14 protein-coding genes and 1 pseudogene are annotated in these 18,406 nt (G+C 61.1%); 8 read left to right on the forward strand and 7 right to left on the reverse strand.

The features are described 5' to 3' along the window. Positions 1 to 122: 122 nt before the first annotated feature. Positions 123 to 1,229: a helix-turn-helix transcriptional regulator gene (locus tag ACOOE2_RS06345; RefSeq protein WP_420382180.1), complete on the forward strand. Its 1,107-nt coding sequence runs from the start codon at positions 123 to 125 to the stop codon at positions 1,227 to 1,229. Positions 1,230 to 1,587: 358 nt separating this feature from the next. On the opposite strand, the gene ACOOE2_RS06350 is transcribed toward ACOOE2_RS06345, so the two are convergent. The 3 genes from ACOOE2_RS06350 to ACOOE2_RS06360 form a co-directional block, all read right to left on the reverse strand. Beyond that, positions 1,588 to 2,220, reverse strand: coding sequence for a methyltransferase (locus tag ACOOE2_RS06350; RefSeq protein ID WP_420382181.1), 633 nt, complete (start codon positions 2,218 to 2,220; stop codon positions 1,588 to 1,590). A 77-nt stretch (positions 2,221 to 2,297) separates the two neighbouring features. Continuing rightward, positions 2,298 to 2,747 (reverse strand): nuclear transport factor 2 family protein, encoded by a 450-nt coding sequence (locus ACOOE2_RS06355; RefSeq protein ID WP_420382182.1) that lies wholly within the window; start codon positions 2,745 to 2,747, stop codon positions 2,298 to 2,300. 31 nt (positions 2,748 to 2,778) lie between these two features. After that, on the reverse strand, positions 2,779 to 3,528 hold the full coding sequence (locus tag ACOOE2_RS06360; RefSeq protein WP_420382183.1) for a glucose 1-dehydrogenase: 750 nt from the start codon (positions 3,526 to 3,528) through the stop codon (positions 2,779 to 2,781). A gap of 203 nt (positions 3,529 to 3,731) precedes the next feature. Here ACOOE2_RS06360 and ACOOE2_RS06365 point away from each other — a divergent pair, with 203 nt between their 5' ends. After that, on the forward strand, positions 3,732 to 4,613 hold the full coding sequence (locus ACOOE2_RS06365; RefSeq protein WP_420382184.1) for a LysR family transcriptional regulator: 882 nt from the start codon (positions 3,732 to 3,734) through the stop codon (positions 4,611 to 4,613). Positions 4,614 to 4,885: 272 nt separating this feature from the next. Here ACOOE2_RS06365 and istB read toward each other — a convergent pair whose 3' ends face one another. After that, complete coding sequence (istB, locus tag ACOOE2_RS06370) at positions 4,886 to 5,614, reverse strand: IS21-like element helper ATPase IstB (RefSeq protein ID WP_420382185.1); 729 nt, start codon at positions 5,612 to 5,614, stop codon at positions 4,886 to 4,888. Beyond that, positions 5,601 to 7,128 (reverse strand): annotated as a pseudogene (gene istA, locus ACOOE2_RS06375) (IS21 family transposase). The gene istB and the pseudogene istA overlap by 14 nt, the downstream one beginning before the upstream one ends. Before the next feature lie 95 nt (positions 7,129 to 7,223). On the opposite strand from istA, the gene ACOOE2_RS06380 reads away from it, so the two are divergent. The 4 genes from ACOOE2_RS06380 to ACOOE2_RS06395 all read left to right on the forward strand — a co-directional run bounded on the left by ACOOE2_RS06380 (position 7,224) and on the right by ACOOE2_RS06395 (position 12,241). Next, positions 7,224 to 7,979, forward strand: coding sequence for a zinc-binding dehydrogenase (locus ACOOE2_RS06380; RefSeq protein WP_420382186.1), 756 nt, complete (start codon positions 7,224 to 7,226; stop codon positions 7,977 to 7,979). A gap of 51 nt (positions 7,980 to 8,030) precedes the next feature. Beyond that, on the forward strand, positions 8,031 to 9,413 hold the full coding sequence (locus ACOOE2_RS06385; RefSeq protein WP_420382187.1) for an NAD-dependent succinate-semialdehyde dehydrogenase: 1,383 nt from the start codon (positions 8,031 to 8,033) through the stop codon (positions 9,411 to 9,413). A 68-nt stretch (positions 9,414 to 9,481) separates the two neighbouring features. Then, a complete protein-coding gene (locus tag ACOOE2_RS06390) occupies positions 9,482 to 11,104 on the forward strand; it encodes an NAD(P)(+) transhydrogenase (Re/Si-specific) subunit beta (protein WP_420382188.1) in 1,623 nt (540 codons plus the stop codon). A gap of 45 nt (positions 11,105 to 11,149) precedes the next feature. Further along, positions 11,150 to 12,241 (forward strand): zinc-dependent alcohol dehydrogenase, encoded by a 1,092-nt coding sequence (locus tag ACOOE2_RS06395; RefSeq protein ID WP_420384568.1) that lies wholly within the window; start codon positions 11,150 to 11,152, stop codon positions 12,239 to 12,241. Positions 12,242 to 12,592: 351 nt separating this feature from the next. On the opposite strand, the gene ACOOE2_RS06400 is transcribed toward ACOOE2_RS06395, so the two are convergent. Continuing rightward, a complete protein-coding gene (locus tag ACOOE2_RS06400) occupies positions 12,593 to 13,315 on the reverse strand; it encodes a hypothetical protein (RefSeq protein WP_420382189.1) in 723 nt (240 codons plus the stop codon). Positions 13,316 to 13,498: 183 nt separating this feature from the next. Next, complete coding sequence (locus ACOOE2_RS06405; protein WP_420382190.1) at positions 13,499 to 15,928, reverse strand: phosphoketolase; 2,430 nt, start codon at positions 15,926 to 15,928, stop codon at positions 13,499 to 13,501. Positions 15,929 to 16,182: 254 nt separating this feature from the next. Between ACOOE2_RS06405 and ACOOE2_RS06410 the strand changes: the two genes are divergently transcribed. Beyond that, positions 16,183 to 17,382 carry an acetate/propionate family kinase gene (locus ACOOE2_RS06410; protein ID WP_420382191.1) on the forward strand — a complete coding sequence of 400 codons (1,200 nt, stop codon included), beginning with the start codon at positions 16,183 to 16,185 and terminating at the stop codon, positions 17,380 to 17,382. A 221-nt stretch (positions 17,383 to 17,603) separates the two neighbouring features. After that, on the forward strand, positions 17,604 to 18,377 hold the full coding sequence (locus tag ACOOE2_RS06415) for a universal stress protein (RefSeq protein ID WP_420382192.1): 774 nt from the start codon (positions 17,604 to 17,606) through the stop codon (positions 18,375 to 18,377). Positions 18,378 to 18,406 lie beyond the last annotated feature (29 nt).

The following is an 18,406-nucleotide window of genomic DNA, read 5'->3' on the forward strand; positions in this document are numbered from 1 at the left end:
GCGGCCCCGCTGAATTACGCTATACGCAATCGCAAGATTCAGCTTGTCTGGCGTCATCCGTTCGGTTGACATTGCAAATAATTAGTGGGGCCCCAATCCTTACTGACGCGGGAGCGCAAGCGATGTCGGCTGAAATACTCGATACAATCGATATGATTTATTCGGCGGCGGTCGATCCGGCGGGGTGGGGCCGCGTCCTGAAGCGGCTGGCGGACATGACCGGCAGCGTGGCGGGCGGTTTGACACTGGAGGATCCGGTGCGGGGCCTGGGCAAGCCGATAACCTTTTTCGGCTTCGATCCGGACCATGTGCAACGCTGCTTCGATCACTATCTGCCCATGAACCCGCTGTTCGGGATAGAAGCGAAAATGCAGCCGGGGTTCATTGTCGCCAACGAGATGGTGGTGGCGACCGACGCCTTTCGGCGATCCGAGTTCTATAACGGATGGGCTCGGCCACAAGGGTTGTGCAGCCCGCTCTCGATCGTCCTCCACCGCTCAGCCGGTCGCTATATACCGCTTACGTTGGTCCGCCCGGACGGCGCGGACGAGGTTAATGGTGAACAGCTCGGCCTACTTGAAACTCTATCGCCGCACCTGATCAGGGCAATGGAAGTGAGCCTGAAAATGGAGCGGCTCGACCTTTATCAAGATGCGCTTCAGAATTGTTTCGACCGACTGCCAGTTGGCATAGTCTTGCTGGACGACGCAAATCGCGTACTTCGTATCAACAGTCTTGCCGGGCGTTATGTAAGCTCGGGCATCATTGATATTCGTCATGCCGAAATCCGTATCAAGGACACAGCGGCGAACGTGGCCCTGCAAAAATCACTTGCCGCGCGTATCCATGATCCCTGCGCTGTCCTTCCGGATATAAGTATACACTTTGACGTTGCCGCGCCGGTCGTGATCAACGTTGTTCCGATCGTTAATGGCGAACCGGACTTCGACGATGGCCGCATAGCTACCATGCTCGTCATTCGGTCAACGAGCATTGCGAACGCCCAACGGGTGATCGAAGACTTCGCGGTTGCGCACGACCTCACCGGACGTGAGTTGGCTCTATTGACGGCGCTCGCCACGGATGGGGCAAGCGTGGCAGAATGTGCAAGTCAGCTCAAGATCGGTTTGCCAACCGCGAAGACCCATCTTCAAAGAATATTCGCCAAGACAGGCACCAGGCGGCAAGGAGAATTACTATCAAAAATATTTCGTAGCGTACATCCTTAGCGGTGGGTCTAGGAGGAGCTACCAAATTTGAGCGAATGTCGGGCAGTGATCGCCGGCTAATTCTGACTTTTGTCATGCGCAATCAACGATTCGCAAATGGGGTGGAGGCGGAATGGCAGATCTCGGCCTAACTAGTTGCATCTTTTACAAATGGAGCCGCACTGGTCAGCCCCCAAAGGATTACTCGGTCATTGACTGGCTTTCCGTGGATGACCAGGATAGCGGCCATTGGGCGCATAGGGATGATGGCAGCCGTCAAAAATCCTGGTCGCGTTCGCAATACGCTTGAAAGAGTGTTCCCAATGACTTGCCGCCCACGATGGGCCGGCCCGCGCCAGTCCGCAAGCAGGTCCGTGTGTCAGGGCTTGATGAACCTGTACGCGAAGCGATCCGTGTTCCCCTTGATGGCCGGATCAAACACCTTGGTCGCGTGCGTGTCATCCGCGTTGGCAAGCATGGCGCTTTGCCCGTCAAGCACGAAACCGGCTGCCTGTACCTCCTTGACCACCGACGCGCGGTCGATGCGATGGAGCGACGTGGTATCGCTCGTTCCTGACCCACTCGCCGCGGCGTGATCGACGATGATGTAGCGCCCGCCGGGCTTCAAACTTGCGAAGACGGCCCGGTTGAAGGCGTCCGCGGTAGCGCCTTTGGCCTGGATCAGCGGGGTGTGGAGATCATGATAAAACAAGTGCATCCACACGACATCTGCGGCCGTGGTGACTTCCGCTACAGCGACGACGTCTGCCGACACCGCAGCGACATTCTCCCGACCCGGCTCCTGCGCAAGCGTTCGCATAAGGCTTACCGGATCGTTCTTGAAATGGGCGACTTCGGCTGGAACGAAGCTGTAGACCCGCCCTTCGGGTCCTACGACGCCAGAAAAGATGCGGGTCCAGTCGCCACTGCCAGGGTAGACGTCGATGACGGTGTCGCCCGCCGTGATAGTCGCGAACTGGATTAGATCGGATTGATTGGCTTGGTCGTACATCTGAAGGTTCCTTGCGGTTGAGGGCCGGTAGGCGCGCGACGTCAGGAGGAAATCCTGGTCCGGCGTATCGGCGTGCCTTATGAGGCGCGTTGCGCCGCGCCGATATCTCCGGGCGCGTATGCAACGCCGGTGTCGGCGTTGGCTGCCCACGCCAATGCCTGCGTATCGACATATTCCCGGATGCTGGTCAGCTTGCCGTCGCGGATCGTGATGGCGAAGACCCAGTCATCTTTGAAAGCCTTGGTCGTGGCTTTGACTTTCCCGGTGGCGACGCCGAGCACAAGGACACGATCCCCCTGCGCGACGTACTCGCGGGGTTCGGTCGATGTCTCCAGCGTTCGGGACGCGGTTGCCAGCAAGTTTACAAGGCCCATGCGGCCAAGGTGCGTTCCGGCCAGCGGCCAGTCCCGGCCTGGAATGATCCATTCGATGTCCTCGGCGACCAGCGCCAGAAGAGCCTCACTGTCACCGCGGCCGATCGCGGCGAAGAAGTCCTTCACAGTCTGAATGTTGTGCTCGGTACTCATGTGAGGCTCTCCGATTGGCAGTTGGGTGTGGTCAGACTTGGGCCATGCCGCCATCGACGGCGAGATCGATGCCGGTGACGTAGGAGCTTTCGTCGGAGGCAAGAAATAACACAGCCGCCGCAACTTCCTCGGCCTTACCCCGCCGACCGAGCGGAACTTGCGAAGCGAACTGAGCTGCTGCCTGTTCGACCTGGTCGGCGGTCAGCCCCACTTTCTCCAGAGCCGGCGTTTCGATCGGGCCCGGGCTCATCGAATTGACGCGAATCTTTCGATCCTTGAGCTCCACCGTCCAGCCGCGCGCGAAAGTGCGGACCGCAGCCTTGGCAGCGGCATAGGCGCTGAACGCCGGATCTCCCCTGACGTTGGCCACCGAAGCGGTCAGGATGATCGAGCCGCCGTCCTTGAAGAGCGGAAGGGACTTCTGAACCGTGAAGAATGTGCCCTTTGCGTTCAGGTCAAACGTCTTGTCGAAATGCTCCTCGGTTGCCGTTTCGAGCGGCGCAAGCTCGCCCCAGCCGGCATTCGCGAAGAGCACATCGATGTGACCGTGCTTTTCCTTCACGACGGCGTAGAGCCGGTCCAAATCATCGAGGCGCGTGACGTCGCCAGCTACCGTCGTGACATTGCTCCCGATGGCGGCGGCAGCCTCCTGGAGTTCCTTCTCTCGTCGTCCGGTGATGACGACGTGCGCGCCTTCAGCGACGAACCGTTTGGCAGTGGCTAAGCCGATGCCGCTGTTTCCGCCGGTGATGACAGCGACCTTGCCTTCGAGCATGTTCATTTCGTCCATCCTTCAATGTGCCGGGAAATTCCCTGAGCGCTTCAGATGGGTCGGTGGCGGTCGCTTTATCAGTCTGAAATAACGCATATCACTGGTGCGTGAACGCACCGCTCGCGCCTCCGATATTGGGGGAAAGATCGATTACGACTGCTTTATGACTGAAAATGACGTTGCAAGTGTGATGATTGGCGCGACAATGCACCATGATCGACTGGGATGACGTTCGCTATTTCCTCGCCGCCGCCCGGGGCGGCTCGGTCCGCGCTGCTGCCAAAGCATTGGCAGTAAACCACGCAACGGTGCTGCGACGCATATCCCATCTCGAGGAACGTCTCGGCGCTCAGCTCTTCGAGAAGCTGCCCACGGGTTATCGCCTGACGGAAGCAGGAGAGGAGATCGTCGAACTCGCGATCCAGATGGAAGCGATATCGCACCAGTTGGAAACGCGCGCGCTCGCGCGCGACCAGAGCGCGCGCGGCCTGTTGCGCGTGACCTTGACGCCGATCCTCGCAACGCACCTGCTGATGCCGGATTTTGCCGATTTTGCGTGGCTGTATCCCGATATCGAAATGGAGATCCTGTCGTCGGGTGATTTGGCAAACCTTACCAATCGCGACGCGGACGTCGCGATCCGCGTTGTCTACGACCGCAAGACGCTGCCGCTCAATCTGCACGGCCTGAAGGGGCCGGAGGTATTCGGCGGTGTCTACATCTCACGCGATCGACTCGCCGAGTGGCAATCCGGCGCGGGCGAAGCCCTGCGGTGGATCGTGATCGCCACCCACGGCGTGCCGGATTGGGCGAGCGAGGGCGCAGTGCAGGCCACTGGAGTGCCGTTCAAGGTCACGGATGCCGCGGCGGAGATCGCTGCCGTCCGGCAAGGGCTCGGAATCGCAACGTTGCCATGCTTCGTCGGCGATGCCGATTCACGGCTGCAAAGGGTCCCGGATACCGATCTGCACAAGTATGGGACGCTCTGGGTCCTCACCCAAGGTGAAACGCGCAAAACCAGGCGCGTTCGTCTTTTCACGGAGTTCATATTCGAAAGGATCGCCACATACGGGCAGCGTCTTGCCGGTCAGTGATGAACGGGTGATCGCTCACACGATCCCTTTCAATCTGATGTCGGAACTGTAGCGCATGTCATAGTTTGCCAGTTACGGGTCGCTGCAAACGTGAGGTGTCAATCGGCGTCCAAACGGGACCCGCTATCGGCGTGCAAAAGGGGACCACTTGGCGGCGTTGCACTTGGGTTGATGCCGGGCGCTGATTTCGCGCTGGGGCTGGCGTAGGGAGGGCGTAGCCCGACCGGAGGCAGCCCCAGCGCGAAGTAAATTTTTATCGAGGTTTGGCCGGGTCAGTTGCGGTGTTTGAAGCGCCAGCTGTCGTTGCCCGTTTCGATGATGTCGCAATGGTGGGTGGTGCGGTCGAGCAGCGCGGTCGTCATTTTGGGATCGCCGAACACGGTCGGCCATTCGCCAAACGCCAGATTTGTGGTGATGATTACCGAGGTCTTTTCGTAGAGTTTGCTCATCAGGTGGAACAGCAATTGGCCGCCGGAACGGGCGAACGGCAGATAGCCCAGTTCATCGAGCACGACGAGTTCGATGCGGCTGAGCTGGGCGGCGAGCGCGCCGGCCTTGCCGATGCGCGCCTCGTCCTCAAGCCGGGTGACCAGATCGACGGTGTTGAAGTAGCGCCCTCGGGTCCCGGCGCGCACAACGCTGGCGGCGATGGCGATGGCCAGGTGGGTCTTGCCGGTTCCGGTGCCGCCGACCAGCACGATATTGCGCCTGCCGGGCAGGAACGATCCGGCGTGCAACGAGCGGACCAGTTCCTCGTTGATCGGCGTGCCGTCGAACACGAACGCGTCGAGATCCTTGATCACTGGCAGTTTTGTGGCGCTCATGCGGTAGCGGATCGAGGCCGCATGGCGATGGGCGGCTTCGGCGCGCAACAGGTCGGACAGGATCTCGGGCGTGGTGCGCTGGCGTTGCACGCCGGTGGTTACCGCCTCGTCGAACGCGCCGGCCATCCCCTTGAGGCCAAGCGCGCGCATGGCGTCGATCATCTCATGCCGCTGCATTGTGGCCTCGCACCGTGTCATAGATCGCGCAATCAGCGCGGGGCGGATGCTTGAGTTTGAGATCGACTACGACGCTGAGTGGCTGATCTGTTGGTGGTTCGCGCCGCCGCGCCAGAATATTGAGGATCACCTCGTCGCTGGCAGCGCCGGTATCGAACGCTTCGCTGATGGCGGCCTCGACCGCCTCCAGTCCGTCGGTGGATATGGCGGCAAGCACGCGGACAAAGCGGCGATCGGCTTCGTCCCCGCTGCCCAGCTTGCGCCGCAGCCGGGCCAGCGCCGGCGGCAGGGCCCAGTCCTGGAATGGCGCGCCGTTGCGCAGCGCACCGGGTTTGTGCACCAGCACCGGCAGATAGTGCCACGGATTATAGAGCGTGCGGTCGCGCCCAAAGCAGCGCGGGTGCTCGGCGACAACCTCATCCCCCAGGCGCACCACGATTCGGTCGGCATAGGCGCGGACCTGAACCGCACGGCACACCGCGCGTGCCGCCACGGAATAGCGGTTGCGGTCAAAGCTGATCAGGCATGTGCCGGTGACCGCGTGGCTGGTCTCGTGAAAGCCCCAAAACGACTTTGGCTCACGACGCCAGCATTGGTTGCAGTGCGGGCCGCTCGGCCTCCAGCGCCTGGGACACGGTCATGTCCTTTTGCTCGGGGTGCGCGTGCATCGCCGCCCAGCGCAGGCACTCGGCCTCAAGCCAGCCATTCAGTTCCTCGATGCTGGCAAACTTCAGCCTAGGCTGGAAAAAGCGACCACGGATCGTCTGGACCTGGTTCTCGACCTGGCCCTTCTCCCAGCCTGCCGCTGGCGAACAGGCGGTTGGTTCGACCATATAATGATCGGCCATGACCAGAAAGCGGCGGTTGAACACGCGCTCCTTGCCGACAAACACCGTCGTCACCGCGGTCTTCATGTTGTCGTAGATGCCGCGCAACGGCACCCCGCCAAAGAACGCAAAGCCGCGGGCATGGGCGTCGAACACCATCTCCTGCGTCTCACGCGGATAGGCCCGAACATAGACCGCCCGCGACGCGCACAGCCGCATGTGCGCCACCTTCACGCGCATCGGCTTGCCCGCGATCTCAACGTCCTCGTGGCTCCAGTCGAACTGGTAGGCCTCGCCCGGCTTGAACAGCAACGGGATGAATGCAGGCACGTCGCCGCCGGGATCCTTGCGGCGGCCATCCGCCCAGCGCCGGGCGTAGCGCCGCACCGCGTCATACGAACCCTCGAACCCTTCACGCAGCAGCAGATCGTGGATCCGCGTCATCCGCAGCCGGTCACGCCGATGCCGCGCCTCGTTCTCGCTCAACAGCGTATCGAGCCGTTCCTGAAACGGCCCGAGCCGAGGCCGAGGCTGGACCGTGCGATGATAGTCAAACGCCCCTTCCGGGGCATTGATCGCCTTGCGCACCACCTTGCGCGACAGCCGCAAATCCCGCGCGATCTCCCTGATCGCCTTGCCGCCCGCGTGCTCGCGCCTGATGCGTACAACTGTCTCCACCACCAACATCCCGATCTCGCCACCTGAAAATCCAGGCCGCTGTCTAAACCATCGGAATGGTGGTTCCCTTTTGGACGCCGATCACCCCGCTAGCCGGGTCCTTTTTGCACGCCGATCCACAGTTTTCGCATTGCACCACCGGCGGCTGGATCCTGGGCAACACCATCGATGGCACACAGGCGGAATTCGTCCGCATTCCGCATGCAGATACCAGCCTCTACCCCATACCCGAAGGCGCCGATGAAGAGGCGCTGGTCATTCTGAGCGACATCCTGCCCACAGGTTTTGAATGCGGGGTATTGAACGGCAAGGTCCAACCGGGAAGCACGGTCGCGATCGTTGGCTCAGGACCGATTGGTCTTGCCGCACTGCTGACTGCGCAATTCTATTCGCCCGGCGCAATCATCATGATCGATCTCGATGACAACCGTCTCGAAGTCGCGAAACGGTTTGGTGCGACACACACGATCAACAGTGCGGATGGCCATGCGGTCGAGGCGCTGATGAAGCTGACTGGCGGGCGCGGGGCCGACACCGCCATCGAAGCGGTCGGTATCCCCGCGACGTTCGAACTGTGTGAACAAATCGTCGCAGCTGGTGGTGTCATCGCAAATATCGGCGTCCACGGTGTGCCGGTGGCGCTGCATCTTGAGCGGCTGTGGGACCGCAACATCGCCATCACCACCCGCCTCGTTGATACGGTCAGCACGCCGATGCTGCTCAAGGTGCTGGGCGCGGGCAAAATCGATCCAAAGCTATTGATTACGCACCGCTTCAAGCTCTCGGCCATTGTCGAGGCCTATGAGACATTTGCCAATGCCGCCAAGACCAGGGCGCTCAAGGTTATCCTCGAAGCCTGATCGCTGATTTCCGCCGACTACACCCTAAATCTCCCCACAATTGGAATACCCATGACCTATCAAAGTCTCAGCCCTTTCGATGGCAAGCTCATCAAGGGATTTAGCGACATCACCGAGGGTGAGTACGAAAGCAAAGTCGCCAAGGCGCAGGCTTGCTATGAAACTTGGCGCAAGACCTCCTATGCGCACCGGGCAACAATCATCGCGAAGGCAGCAGAGCTGCTGCACCAACAGGCATACGCATTTGCCCGCACGATGACTCTGGAAATGGGCAAGCGCATTTCCGAAGCGCGCGGCGAAGTCGAATTCAGTTCGCGCATCCTCGCCTATTACGCCAAAAATGCGGAGCGTTTTCTGGCGCCGGTCAGGCTCGACCCGGACAAGGGCAAAGCGCATATGGAAAGCAGCCCGATCGGGGTGATCTTTGCGGTCGAACCCTGGAATTTCCCGTATTACCAGTTGGCGCGCGTCGCCGGACCGCATCTGATGGCGGGCAATACGCTAGTGGTAAAGCACGCCGGGATAGTGCCGCAGTGCGCTCTTGCATTCGAACAGTTGCTGATCGATGCCGGTGCGCCCGAAGGGCTCTATACCAACTTGTTCATCTCGCATGAACAATCGAACCATCTGGTCGATGACCCGCGCATCAAGGGCGTGTGCCTGACCGGCAGTGTTGCGGCCGGACGCAGCATTGCGGCGCGCGCTGGCAATGCGCTCAAGCCCTCGTCAATGGAACTGGGGGGCAGCGACGCGTTTATCGTGCTGGAAGACGCCGATCTCGATCTGACGATCCCGTGGGCCGTGTGGGGCCGGATGTACAACACCGGCCAGACCTGCTGTGCCGCCAAACGCTTCATCGTGGTCGAGGCCGTGGCCGACGAATTCATCAAGCGGTTCACGACGGCGTTGTCCGCGCTCGAAGCCGGCGATCCGCTGGACGAGGCCACCACGCTGGGGCCTTTGTCGAGCGAAGCCGCCTTGGTCCAACTGCTCGGCCAGGTCAAAGACGCGGTCGCCAAGGGCGCCACATTGCTGTTGGGCGGCAAGCGCATCGATCGCCCCGGTTCTTACATGGAACCGTCTATCCTGACCGACATCACGCCCGACAACCCTGCGTTTCGCGATGAATTCTTCGGACCCGTCGCGATGTTCTTCCGGGTCAGGGATGAAGCGGCCGCGATCGCGCTGGCCAACGATTCCGATTTCGGCCTCGGCGGATCGGTGTGGACCAAAGACCATGATCGTGGCCACCGGGTCGCGAGCGCGGTCGAAACCGGAATGATGTTTATCAACAACATCGACTGGTCCGACCCGGAACTGCCATTCGGCGGCATCAAGGATTCAGGATACGGCCGCGAACTGGGCGACATGGGCATCCAGCAGTTCGTCAACAAAAAGCTGGTGCGCAGTGTGCACGAAAAAGCGCCGGCCTGACTTGCCCGGCCTGACGTGATCGGGGGGGGGCGCAATCGGTGCCCCCCAATTCAAAAACTGGAAAACTCATGTACGTCAACGTCGCTGTTCTCAAAGAGACTGAGCCGCACGAGCGGCGCGTCGCGCTTGTCCCGTCGGTCGTGCCCCGGCTGATGAAGCTGGGTGGCCGGTTGCACATGCAGGCCGGCGCCGGCGTGGCGATCAGGCTGGCCGACGAGGCGTACCACGATGTTGCAATCATCTCCGACAGATTGGCGATGGTGCGCGATGCCGATGTCGTGCTGGCGGTGCAGCCGCCTGCGCTCGATGTGATCGATGCGATGCAGCCCGGAGCGATCCTAGTCTGTTTCGTCTACGCCGCAAACGAACCCCAACTGGTCAAGCGCCTGCTGGCGCGGCGCATAACGTGCTTTGCCATGGAGCGCATCCCGCGCATTTCGCGCGCGCAGTCGATGGACGCCCTGTCGAGCCAATCGGCGCTGGCCGGGTATTACGCCGTCGCGCTGGGCATGACGCATATGGCCGGCGTTCTGCCGAAAATCACGTCTGCTGCCGGTGTTATCGGCCCGGCCAAAGTCCTGGTGATGGGTCTGGGTGTTGCAGGCCTCGAAGCCATCGCCACCGCGCAGCGGCTTGGCGCCGTCGTCGAAGGGTATGACGTCCGCCCGGTCACGCGCGAACAGGCTCTGTCGCTTGGCGCCACATTTGTCGACACCGGCGTCGATGCCACCGGCAAGGGCGGTTACGCCCGTGCGTTGACCGCACAGGAACAGACCACCGTCGATGCTGCGCTGACCCAACATATCCAGGCGGCGGACCTGATCATCACCACGGCCGCCATCCCCGGCAAGGCCTCGCCCAAGCTGATCAGCCATGCGCAGGTTGCCGCCATGAAATCGGGCGCGGTGATTGTCGATCTGTCGGCCGAAGGCGGCGGCAATTGCGTCGATACCGTGCCCGGCAAAACCATCGAGGTGCGCGCGGTGACACTCGTCGCGCCGCTCAATGTGCCGTCGCTGCTCGGCCGCGAAGCCGGTCTGTTGCTGACGGTCATCATGGCCAAAGCGATGAACCGCTCGATCGCCAACGTGCTGTTCACCAACTTCGGTACCCTGGCCAAGGCCGAGCCCGGCGCCATCAAGGGCAGCGAACGGCCGACCGATGCCGCGGACGCTGCGATCAAGATGCGGTATGCGAGCAAAGTCATCATCATACCCGGGTACGGCCTCGCCGCCGCGCATGCCCAGCAGAAACTGTTCGAATTCGTCAAGCTGCTGCTGGCTGCAAAAGTCTCGGTCCAGTTCGCCATCCACCCGGTTGCGGGCCGCATGCCCGGTCAGATGGATGTGTTGCTGGCCGAGGCGGGCGTACCCTACGACATGATCTACCAGTTGGACGACATCAACGACGATTTTGCCACGACCGACGTGGCGCTGGTGATCGGCGCAAACGATGTGGTCAACCCTGCGGCGCGCAGCGACAAATCCTCGCCGATATTCGGCATGCCGATCCTAAACGCCGACAAGGCCGCCCAAGCTTACGTGATCAAGCGCGGCCAGGGCAAAGGCTATTCCGGCATCGTCAACGCGCTGTTCTACGCGCCCAATTGCAACATGGTCTACGGCGATGCCCAGGCCGTGCTGATCAAGATGATCGAGGCCGTGCGCGGCCTGGGCGCTGCTGCCGCCTAAACTTTCCTCCTTTTCAACGCGACCAACCTCAAGGTATCGAGCATGATTGGCAGAACAATGCAGGCCGCCGTCGTCACGGCGTTCAAACAACCGCTGCAATTGCAGGAATGGGCGGTGCCCACCCCCGGCCCCGGCCAGATTCTGGTCAAGACCGAAGCCTGCGGGGTGTGTCACACCGATCTGCACGCGGCCAACGGCGACTGGCCGCTGAAGCCCACCCCGCCGTTTATTCCGGGGCACGAGGCGATCGGCATAGTCGTCGCGCTGGGCGCCGGGGTAACGATTGTGAAGGAAGGTGATCGGGTAGGCGTCCCCTGGCTCTATTCCGCCTGCGGCCACTGCGAATATTGCCTATCGGCGTGGGAGACCGTCTGCGATGAAGCGCAGTTCGGTGGCTATACCAGAAACGGTGGCTTTGCCGAATATGTGCTGGCTGATCCAAACTACGTTGCGCACATTCCCAAGGGCCTCGGGCCAATGGAAGCTGCCCCGCTGATCTGTGCCGGCATCACCACGTACAAAGGCATCAAGGAAACCGAGGCCAGGCCCGGCGAGTGGATTGCCATTTCGGGTTGTGGTGGTCTTGGCCATTTGGCCATCCAATATGCCAAGGCGATGGGACTGTTGGTGTGCGGTGTCGATATCGACGACGGCAAGCTCGACCATGCCACCCGCCTCGGCGCCGATCTTGTGATCAACGCCAAGACCCACGATCCGGCAGAAGTTATGAAAAAGGAAACCGGCGGCGGCGCCCATGGCGTGCTGATCACCGCGCCTTCGCTGCCGGCATTCAAGCGGGGTGTGGCGATGACGCGCAAGCGCGGCATCTGCACGCTGGTCGGATTGCCGCCGGGCAGCTTTCCGCTCGATATCTTCAATCTGGTGGCAGGCGCAGTGACCGTGCGCGGGTCGTTTGTCGGAACGCGCAAGGACATGGCTGAATGCCTCGACTTTGCTGCCCGGGGCAAAGTCCATGCGGATATCGAGCTGCAGCCGCTTTCTGCCATCAATGCCATATTCGAACGGCTGGAGCACGGTGATGTGCCCTCGCGCGTGGTGCTCGATTTCAGCGAGAGCAAGCATGCGGTGGTCGCCGGCGCTCACGCAGATGCATTGATGGCCACGGTCGGCGCCTGAGCAAGAGACCGCCCGACAGCACTGTCGGGCGGTCCACTCAAGCCGGAATATTCCAGAGCGTGATGACATTAGATTGACCCACCGTGATTGCCCTGAAAAGTCTCGTGACGAGAAGCAGCACGCAGCGCGGGCTGGTTGCCCCGTGCAAGTGCTGCGATGCTGTCACGGGGCTTGTCAGGGCAACCCCTTCGGGGCGGGCCGCTTTTCGCCCATCGCAGCGTCGATCGTCGGTCAAAATGGGCCAGCATTGCTCCCTCCTCAATCCTACAGGAACGCTTTGCGTTCCGCAAAGCTGGGGCGCTGGGCCAAAATCGGCTCCGTCACGGTGGGTCAATCTAATGTCATCACGTTCTAAACAGATTGCCCGCTTTCCAGCAGGGCAATGCCCTTCGCGACGACTTCACCATCCGACAGATGCGAAATATCGACACGGTCAGTCACGACGATCCGGGCAGCGACGGCGGGGTAGTGTCGCTGTAAGTAGCCGACAAGATAATCGCCCGCGTTGCTTCTGCCTTTGCCGTCGCTCAACACGACAATCTGCTGCGCGGTTTGCAGATCGACCGCGATGCGTTCGTAGTAGCTATCTTCTTCCGCCGCGTGACCGCCGTCGTGATCGTCGTTCCCCTGGCGATGTTCGAGCCGGCGGGCGGAGCCATCGTCATCCTCGGGTTTCAGCACGCGCGGCGGGGCGGTGTCACCATCTTCACCGTCTGGCCGGAACAGCACAGCCTGTTGATGATCGATCAGCACGATGCATCGCTGTGCGGTGTGATCGTCGTCGGTGTGGGCAGGGGCCTGGTCCGGAAGATCGGCGGGCATGTGCCCCGCCGTCATCAGAAAACCGGACAAGTGCCGCAGTTCGTCGCCCGTCAGATCCTTGCCACGGGGCCGACCAAGATCGGCACGATCGGCGCCGATCCTAACTTCGTATCCCCCGCCGTGGCGCTCGCCAACGCTGCCCAGACAATTGAGCAGCGACAGGACATCATGCCATTCAACATTGTGAGAGGCGGGGTGCCGGAAGATACTGGCGAGGGTCTTGCGATGATGTCCGTTCAGATGAATGGTCATGGTCTGCGATCTTCCGTCTTGGGGTGGTCGTCAGCCTGGTGTGCGTCTCACGGTCGATCCGGGGCGCGCAAGCTGACGTGACGTATGGCCATAGAATGCGCAGCGTGACCCTACGAGCATCGGGAATTACTCATGGTCGCCGGGCGGTGGTTCGCTATGCAACCACATCGTGCATGCGCGGGCTCATTTCGAATGGCCCCAGACCCAGTCAACGATTTCTGGCATGTCTTTGCCATGCTTGTCGATATAATGCTTATGCTCGATCAATTTGTCGCGCATGTGCTGCTGCAGGTAGGCGCCCCTGGTCCCCAGGTTTGGCACACGGTCGATCACGTCCTGGACCAGATGAAAGCGATCAAGATCATTCTGGACGCGCATGTCGAACGCCGTGGTGATCGTGCCCTCTTCCTTGTATCCATGGACGTGCAGATTGTGGTTGGTCCGCCGATATGTGAGCTTGTGGACCAGGCTGGGATACCCGTGGAATGCGAAGATGATCGGCTTGTCGGTGGTGAACAGCGCGTTATAGGCGCTGTCGCTCAGGCCGTGGGGATGTTCGGAGCAAGGCTGAAGCCGCATCAGATCGACGATGTTGATGACGCGAAGGCGAAGGTCTGGAAGATGCTCGCGCAGGATCGAGACCGCGGCGAGAACTTCCAGCGTCGGCGTATCGCCGCAGCATGCCATGACCACATCGGGCTCGGCATCGTGGTCATTGCTGGCCCATTGCCAGATGCCCAGGCCTTCGGTGCAATGTATCACCGCCTCCTCCATCGACAGCCATTGTGGCAATGCGTGTTTGCCGGCGATGACCACGTTCACATAGTGGCGGCTGCGCAGGCAATGATCGAACACCGAGAGCAGGCAGTTGGCATCGGGCGGCAGATAGGCACGTACGACATCGGCCTTCTTGTTGATGACATGATCGAGAAAGCCAGGGTCCTGGTGCGTAAAGCCGTTGTGATCCTGCTGCCAGACATGCGAGGCGAGCAGGTAGTTAAGCGAGGCGATGTCGCGCCGCCAAGGCAGTTCTGCGGTGACTTTCAGCCATTTGGCATGCTGACTGACCATGGAATCGACGATGCGAATGAACGCCTCATAACTGTTGAAGAGGCCATGACGCCCAGTCAGCAGATAGCCCTCCAGCCAGCCCTGGCACTGATGTTCGCTCAGCATCGCATCGAGCACTTGCCCGGCAGGGGCGAGGAATTCGTCATCATCGGTCTGGCGCGCATCCCACTGGCGCGGTGTCACCTCGAACACTGCGCCGAGCATGTTGGACAGCGTCTCGTCGGGTCCAAAAATACGAAAATTGCGCTTGTCCCGGTTTGCCAGCGCGACATCGCGCAGGAATTTGCCAAGCACCGGCGTATCCGCTGCAGACACGGCACCGGGCGCTGGCACGTGGACCGCATGGTCGCGAAAATTGGGCATTTTCAAGTCGTGCAGCAGCATTCCGCCATTGGTGTGCGGATTAGCGCCCATCCGGCGGTTTCCTGCGGGCGCTAGCGCGGCGAGCTCGGCGATCAGCTGTCCGTTTCCGTCGAACAACTCCTCTGGCCGATAGCTGCGCATCCAGTTTTCCAGGATGGCAACATGGTCGGGATGCCGCGCATCGACCAGCACCGGCACCTGATGCGAGCGAAAACTGCCTTCGATCTTCAGGCCATCGACCACTTTCGGACCGGTCCAGCCTTTCGGTGAACGCAGCACGATCATCGGCCAGCGCGGGCGAGCCGGATTTTGGGATGAACGCGCTGTGTTTTGCATTCGTTGAATATCCGCGATCGCGCGTTCCACGGTTTGCGCCATGAGCGCATGCATGGTCGCGGGATCGTCGCCTTCGACGAAATAGGGCGTCCAGCCGCAGCCGCGCAGGAATTGTTCGAGTTCGTTCGGTTCGATCCGGGCCAGCAGGGTGGGATTGCTGATCTTGAAACCATTGAGATGCAGGATCGGCAGCACTGCGCCGTCGCTGATCGGATTGAGGAATTTGTTCGATTGCCACGCCGTCGCCAGTGGCCCGGTCTCCGCTTCTCCGTCACCGATCACACAGGCAACGATCAGGTCCGGATTGTCAAAGGCGGCGCCAAAGGCGTGGCTGAGCGAATAGCCCAGTTCGCCGCCTTCGTGGATCGAGCCGGGTGTTGTCGGCGCGACGTGGCTGGAAATACCGCCGGGGAAGGAAAACTGCGTGAACAGCCGCTTCATCCCGGCCTCGTCCTGGCTGATGTTCGGATAGATCTCGCTGTACGTGCCTTCGAGATAGGTGTTTGCCACCAGGGCCGGGCCGCCGTGCCCTGGACCCGCGATATAAAACATGTCGAGATCGTGCCGTTTGATGACGCGGTTGAGGTGGGCGTAGATGAAGTTCTGGCCGGGTGTCGTGCCCCAGTGGCTTACCACCAGCGGCTTGACGTGGTCGAGCGTGAGCGGTTCGCGCAGCAGCGGGTTGTCGTAGAGGTACATCTGACCGACCGAGAGATAATTGGCTGCGCGCCAATAGGCGTCGATCAGGCGAAGTTCGTCGGTGCCGAGTTTCCAACCTGTCAGGTTTTGCGCGGCGTCCGTATCCAGAAGATCATAATTTAGAGGCTGAACAATGGCGTCCATGTCAATTGATCCTTGCTGAGGATGGCGACGACCTCTGCGGACGGCACCTGCCATCTAGATCACATCGAATGCTATGGAGCAGGGTCGGAAACTACTCATCCGGGAACTCGCATATGCGGCCGTGGGTAGTTTCCGATAATGTTATGGATGGGAGTGATCGCCTATTTGGAGCGCGTTCGGATACATGCCCGATCTTCTCGCCTTATTGCCGGAGACAGCGTGATGCATTTCTTCCTGATGTCCCGGATTTCCGGGTGAGCGATCTGCCCACCCGGCAGCCGGTGCTGGCCTTTAACAGCGGCTCTTCATCGCTCAAATTCGGCCTGTACCGGATTGTCACCGATGGTCCGGTCGCGCTGATCTCGGGCGAGATCGAGACACTGGGGGATGGGCGATGCAGGCTGCACGCAAGCGATGGGGCAGGAGCCGGCCAAATCGACGAGGCGCTGGACGTGGCGGATCCCGCAGAGGGTATTGGCCGGCTTCAAGCTTTGTTCGCGGGAGCAAGCACGCCTGGCGCCATCGGCCATCGCATCGTGCACGGAGGCCCCACGCTGCGTCGCCATTGCCTGATCGATGACCGGGTCCAGAATGCGCTGGACGCGGCGGTCGCATTCGCGCCACTGCACGCGCCGGCGGCGCTCGCGGTCATCCGCTACGCGCGGCAGCATTTTCCCTGCGTGCCGCAGGCCGCCTGCTTTGACACGGCCTTTCATGCGGACCTGCCCGAAACCGCGCGGACGTTGCCGCTGCCTGCCGACCTGCGCGCGCAGGGTATCCAGCGCTATGGTTTCCACGGCCTGTCGTGCCAGTCGATCGTGCGACAACTCGGTCCTGATATCGCAGAGCGGGTGGTCATCGCACACCTCGGCAGCGGCGCGAGCATTACAGCGGTAAAGGGTGGCCGCTCGGTGGACACCAGCATGGGTCTGACGCCTTCGGGCGGGGTGATCATGGGCAGCCGGACCGGCGACATCGATCCGGGAATCCTGCTCTATCTGATGCGCGAAAAGGGTCTTGGCGCAGCAGAACTGGAAGATCTGATCGATCACCGTTCGGGGCTGGCGGGCCTTTCGGGAACAAGCAGCGATGTTCGTCGGCTCAATCAGGTGGTGGACAGCGAGCCCAAGGCCCGTCTGGCCCTGGACATGTTCGAGATTTCCATTGCGAAGCAGATTGCCGGGATGATCGTTGTGCTGGGCGGCATCGACACGCTGGTCTTCACCGGCGGGATTGGCGAGAACGATGCGCGCGCGCGCAGCGGCATTGTCGGGCGATTGGCGTGCTTTGGTCTCGAACTCGACCCGGTACGTAACCGCCGTGCGTGCAATCCGCTGAGCGCCGTGAAGAGCCGGGCAAGGGTTCTTGCCTTGCCGTCGCGCGAAGATGACGAGATCGCGTGGCACACCGCATTGCTGGCATACCCGGGGCGACAACCCCATGCGCCTGAGTAGTTTCCGACGCTGACGCAGGCATCTTCCAGAGCTTAAACCCCGGGAAGCTGCCTCGTAAGGTAAGCCTTGAGGCATTTCTGGAAGGTACTGTAAGTGTTGACATTTTGGGAGGCAATTGTTCCGTTCCTGTCGCTGCCGAAAAAGCCGGCGCAAGGCAACACCGGCGCAAGCAAACGTCCTTTTCCGGTCGTCGCTCGCGCGCCTATCGCGGCGGTGGTTTGATGTCCGCTTATCAAACGATTCTCGTGGCCTTTGATGGCAGCGCCGCCAGCGGTGTCGCGCTGCGGCAAGGGGCTGAGCTTGCGCACGCCTGCAAGGCCCAACTGCACGTTCTGGCGGTTGTGGTGACGAGCGCCGAGCTCATGCTCGAACCGGCGGCCATGCCCGGCGATGTCTTGATGACCGAGCGGAGATACCTGGCGGGCGCCATGGCCAATGCGGTCGGGGCTCTTGGCGAAATGGGCAGTACCGCGTTGACTTGCGTGTGCGATGGCGAGGCTTCGGCCGAGATCATCGCCTATGCCCACGAAATCAAAGCGGACCTTGTGGTTGTGGGACATACCGAAAAGGGTCTTTTTGCGTCCCTGTTTTCGGGCAAGGCGGGTAAACATCTGCTGGACCATCTTCCCTGCAGCACGCTCATCGCTGTCGATGGTGCGAAGAAACCCGATGATAGTGCGCGCAGCAAAACCGCGGTTGTGGCGGATGCGCTTCCCTGCGCCTGTTCGACCGTCGTTCTGCAGCTTCCAAGGGGCCAAGAGCCAAGAAATATCGGACATTTCGACGCAGCGGAGCAACTTCATCCGCCCGAACGGATGCAGCCCGCGCCCGATCGACCATCATGGCTTAGCCTCGAGCAGGTGATCAGCCATGTTCATGCCATCAAGATGGACCATGGCAAACAACGGTGGATCAAGGCCGGCAATATCGTCCTTTCACCGACCGATATCCAGGAATTGCACAATTTTTACAGGCATCATGGCACGCGCAAATAACTGATCGGGTGAAGGTAACTTCTGACCAG

The organism is Novosphingobium sp., from assembly GCF_965214355.1.
Classification (GTDB): domain Bacteria; phylum Pseudomonadota; class Alphaproteobacteria; order Sphingomonadales; family Sphingomonadaceae; genus Novosphingobium.

What these genes read in the sequence shown, in the direction of transcription:
- ACOOE2_RS06400 (WP_420382189.1), bottom strand. Translation starts at nt 13,315, where the DNA reads ATGACCATTCATCTGAACGGACATCATCGCAAGACCCTCGCCAGTATC.
- istB (WP_420382185.1), bottom strand. Translation starts at nt 5,614, where the DNA reads ATGCAGCGGCATGAGATGATCGACGCCATGCGCGCGCTTGGCCTCAAG.
- ACOOE2_RS06385 (WP_420382187.1), top strand. Translation starts at nt 8,031, where the DNA reads ATGACCTATCAAAGTCTCAGCCCTTTCGATGGCAAGCTCATCAAGGGA.
- ACOOE2_RS06360 (WP_420382183.1), bottom strand. Translation starts at nt 3,528, where the DNA reads ATGAACATGCTCGAAGGCAAGGTCGCTGTCATCACCGGCGGAAACAGC.
- ACOOE2_RS06405 (WP_420382190.1), bottom strand. Translation starts at nt 15,928, where the DNA reads ATGGACGCCATTGTTCAGCCTCTAAATTATGATCTTCTGGATACGGAC.
- ACOOE2_RS06390 (WP_420382188.1), top strand. Translation starts at nt 9,482, where the DNA reads ATGTACGTCAACGTCGCTGTTCTCAAAGAGACTGAGCCGCACGAGCGG.
- ACOOE2_RS06350 (WP_420382181.1), bottom strand. Translation starts at nt 2,220, where the DNA reads ATGTACGACCAAGCCAATCAATCCGATCTAATCCAGTTCGCGACTATC.
- ACOOE2_RS06365 (WP_420382184.1), top strand. Translation starts at nt 3,732, where the DNA reads ATGATCGACTGGGATGACGTTCGCTATTTCCTCGCCGCCGCCCGGGGC.
- ACOOE2_RS06355 (WP_420382182.1), bottom strand. Translation starts at nt 2,747, where the DNA reads ATGAGTACCGAGCACAACATTCAGACTGTGAAGGACTTCTTCGCCGCG.
- ACOOE2_RS06345 (WP_420382180.1), top strand. Translation starts at nt 123, where the DNA reads ATGTCGGCTGAAATACTCGATACAATCGATATGATTTATTCGGCGGCG.
- ACOOE2_RS06415 (WP_420382192.1), top strand. Translation starts at nt 17,604, where the DNA reads ATGTCCGCTTATCAAACGATTCTCGTGGCCTTTGATGGCAGCGCCGCC.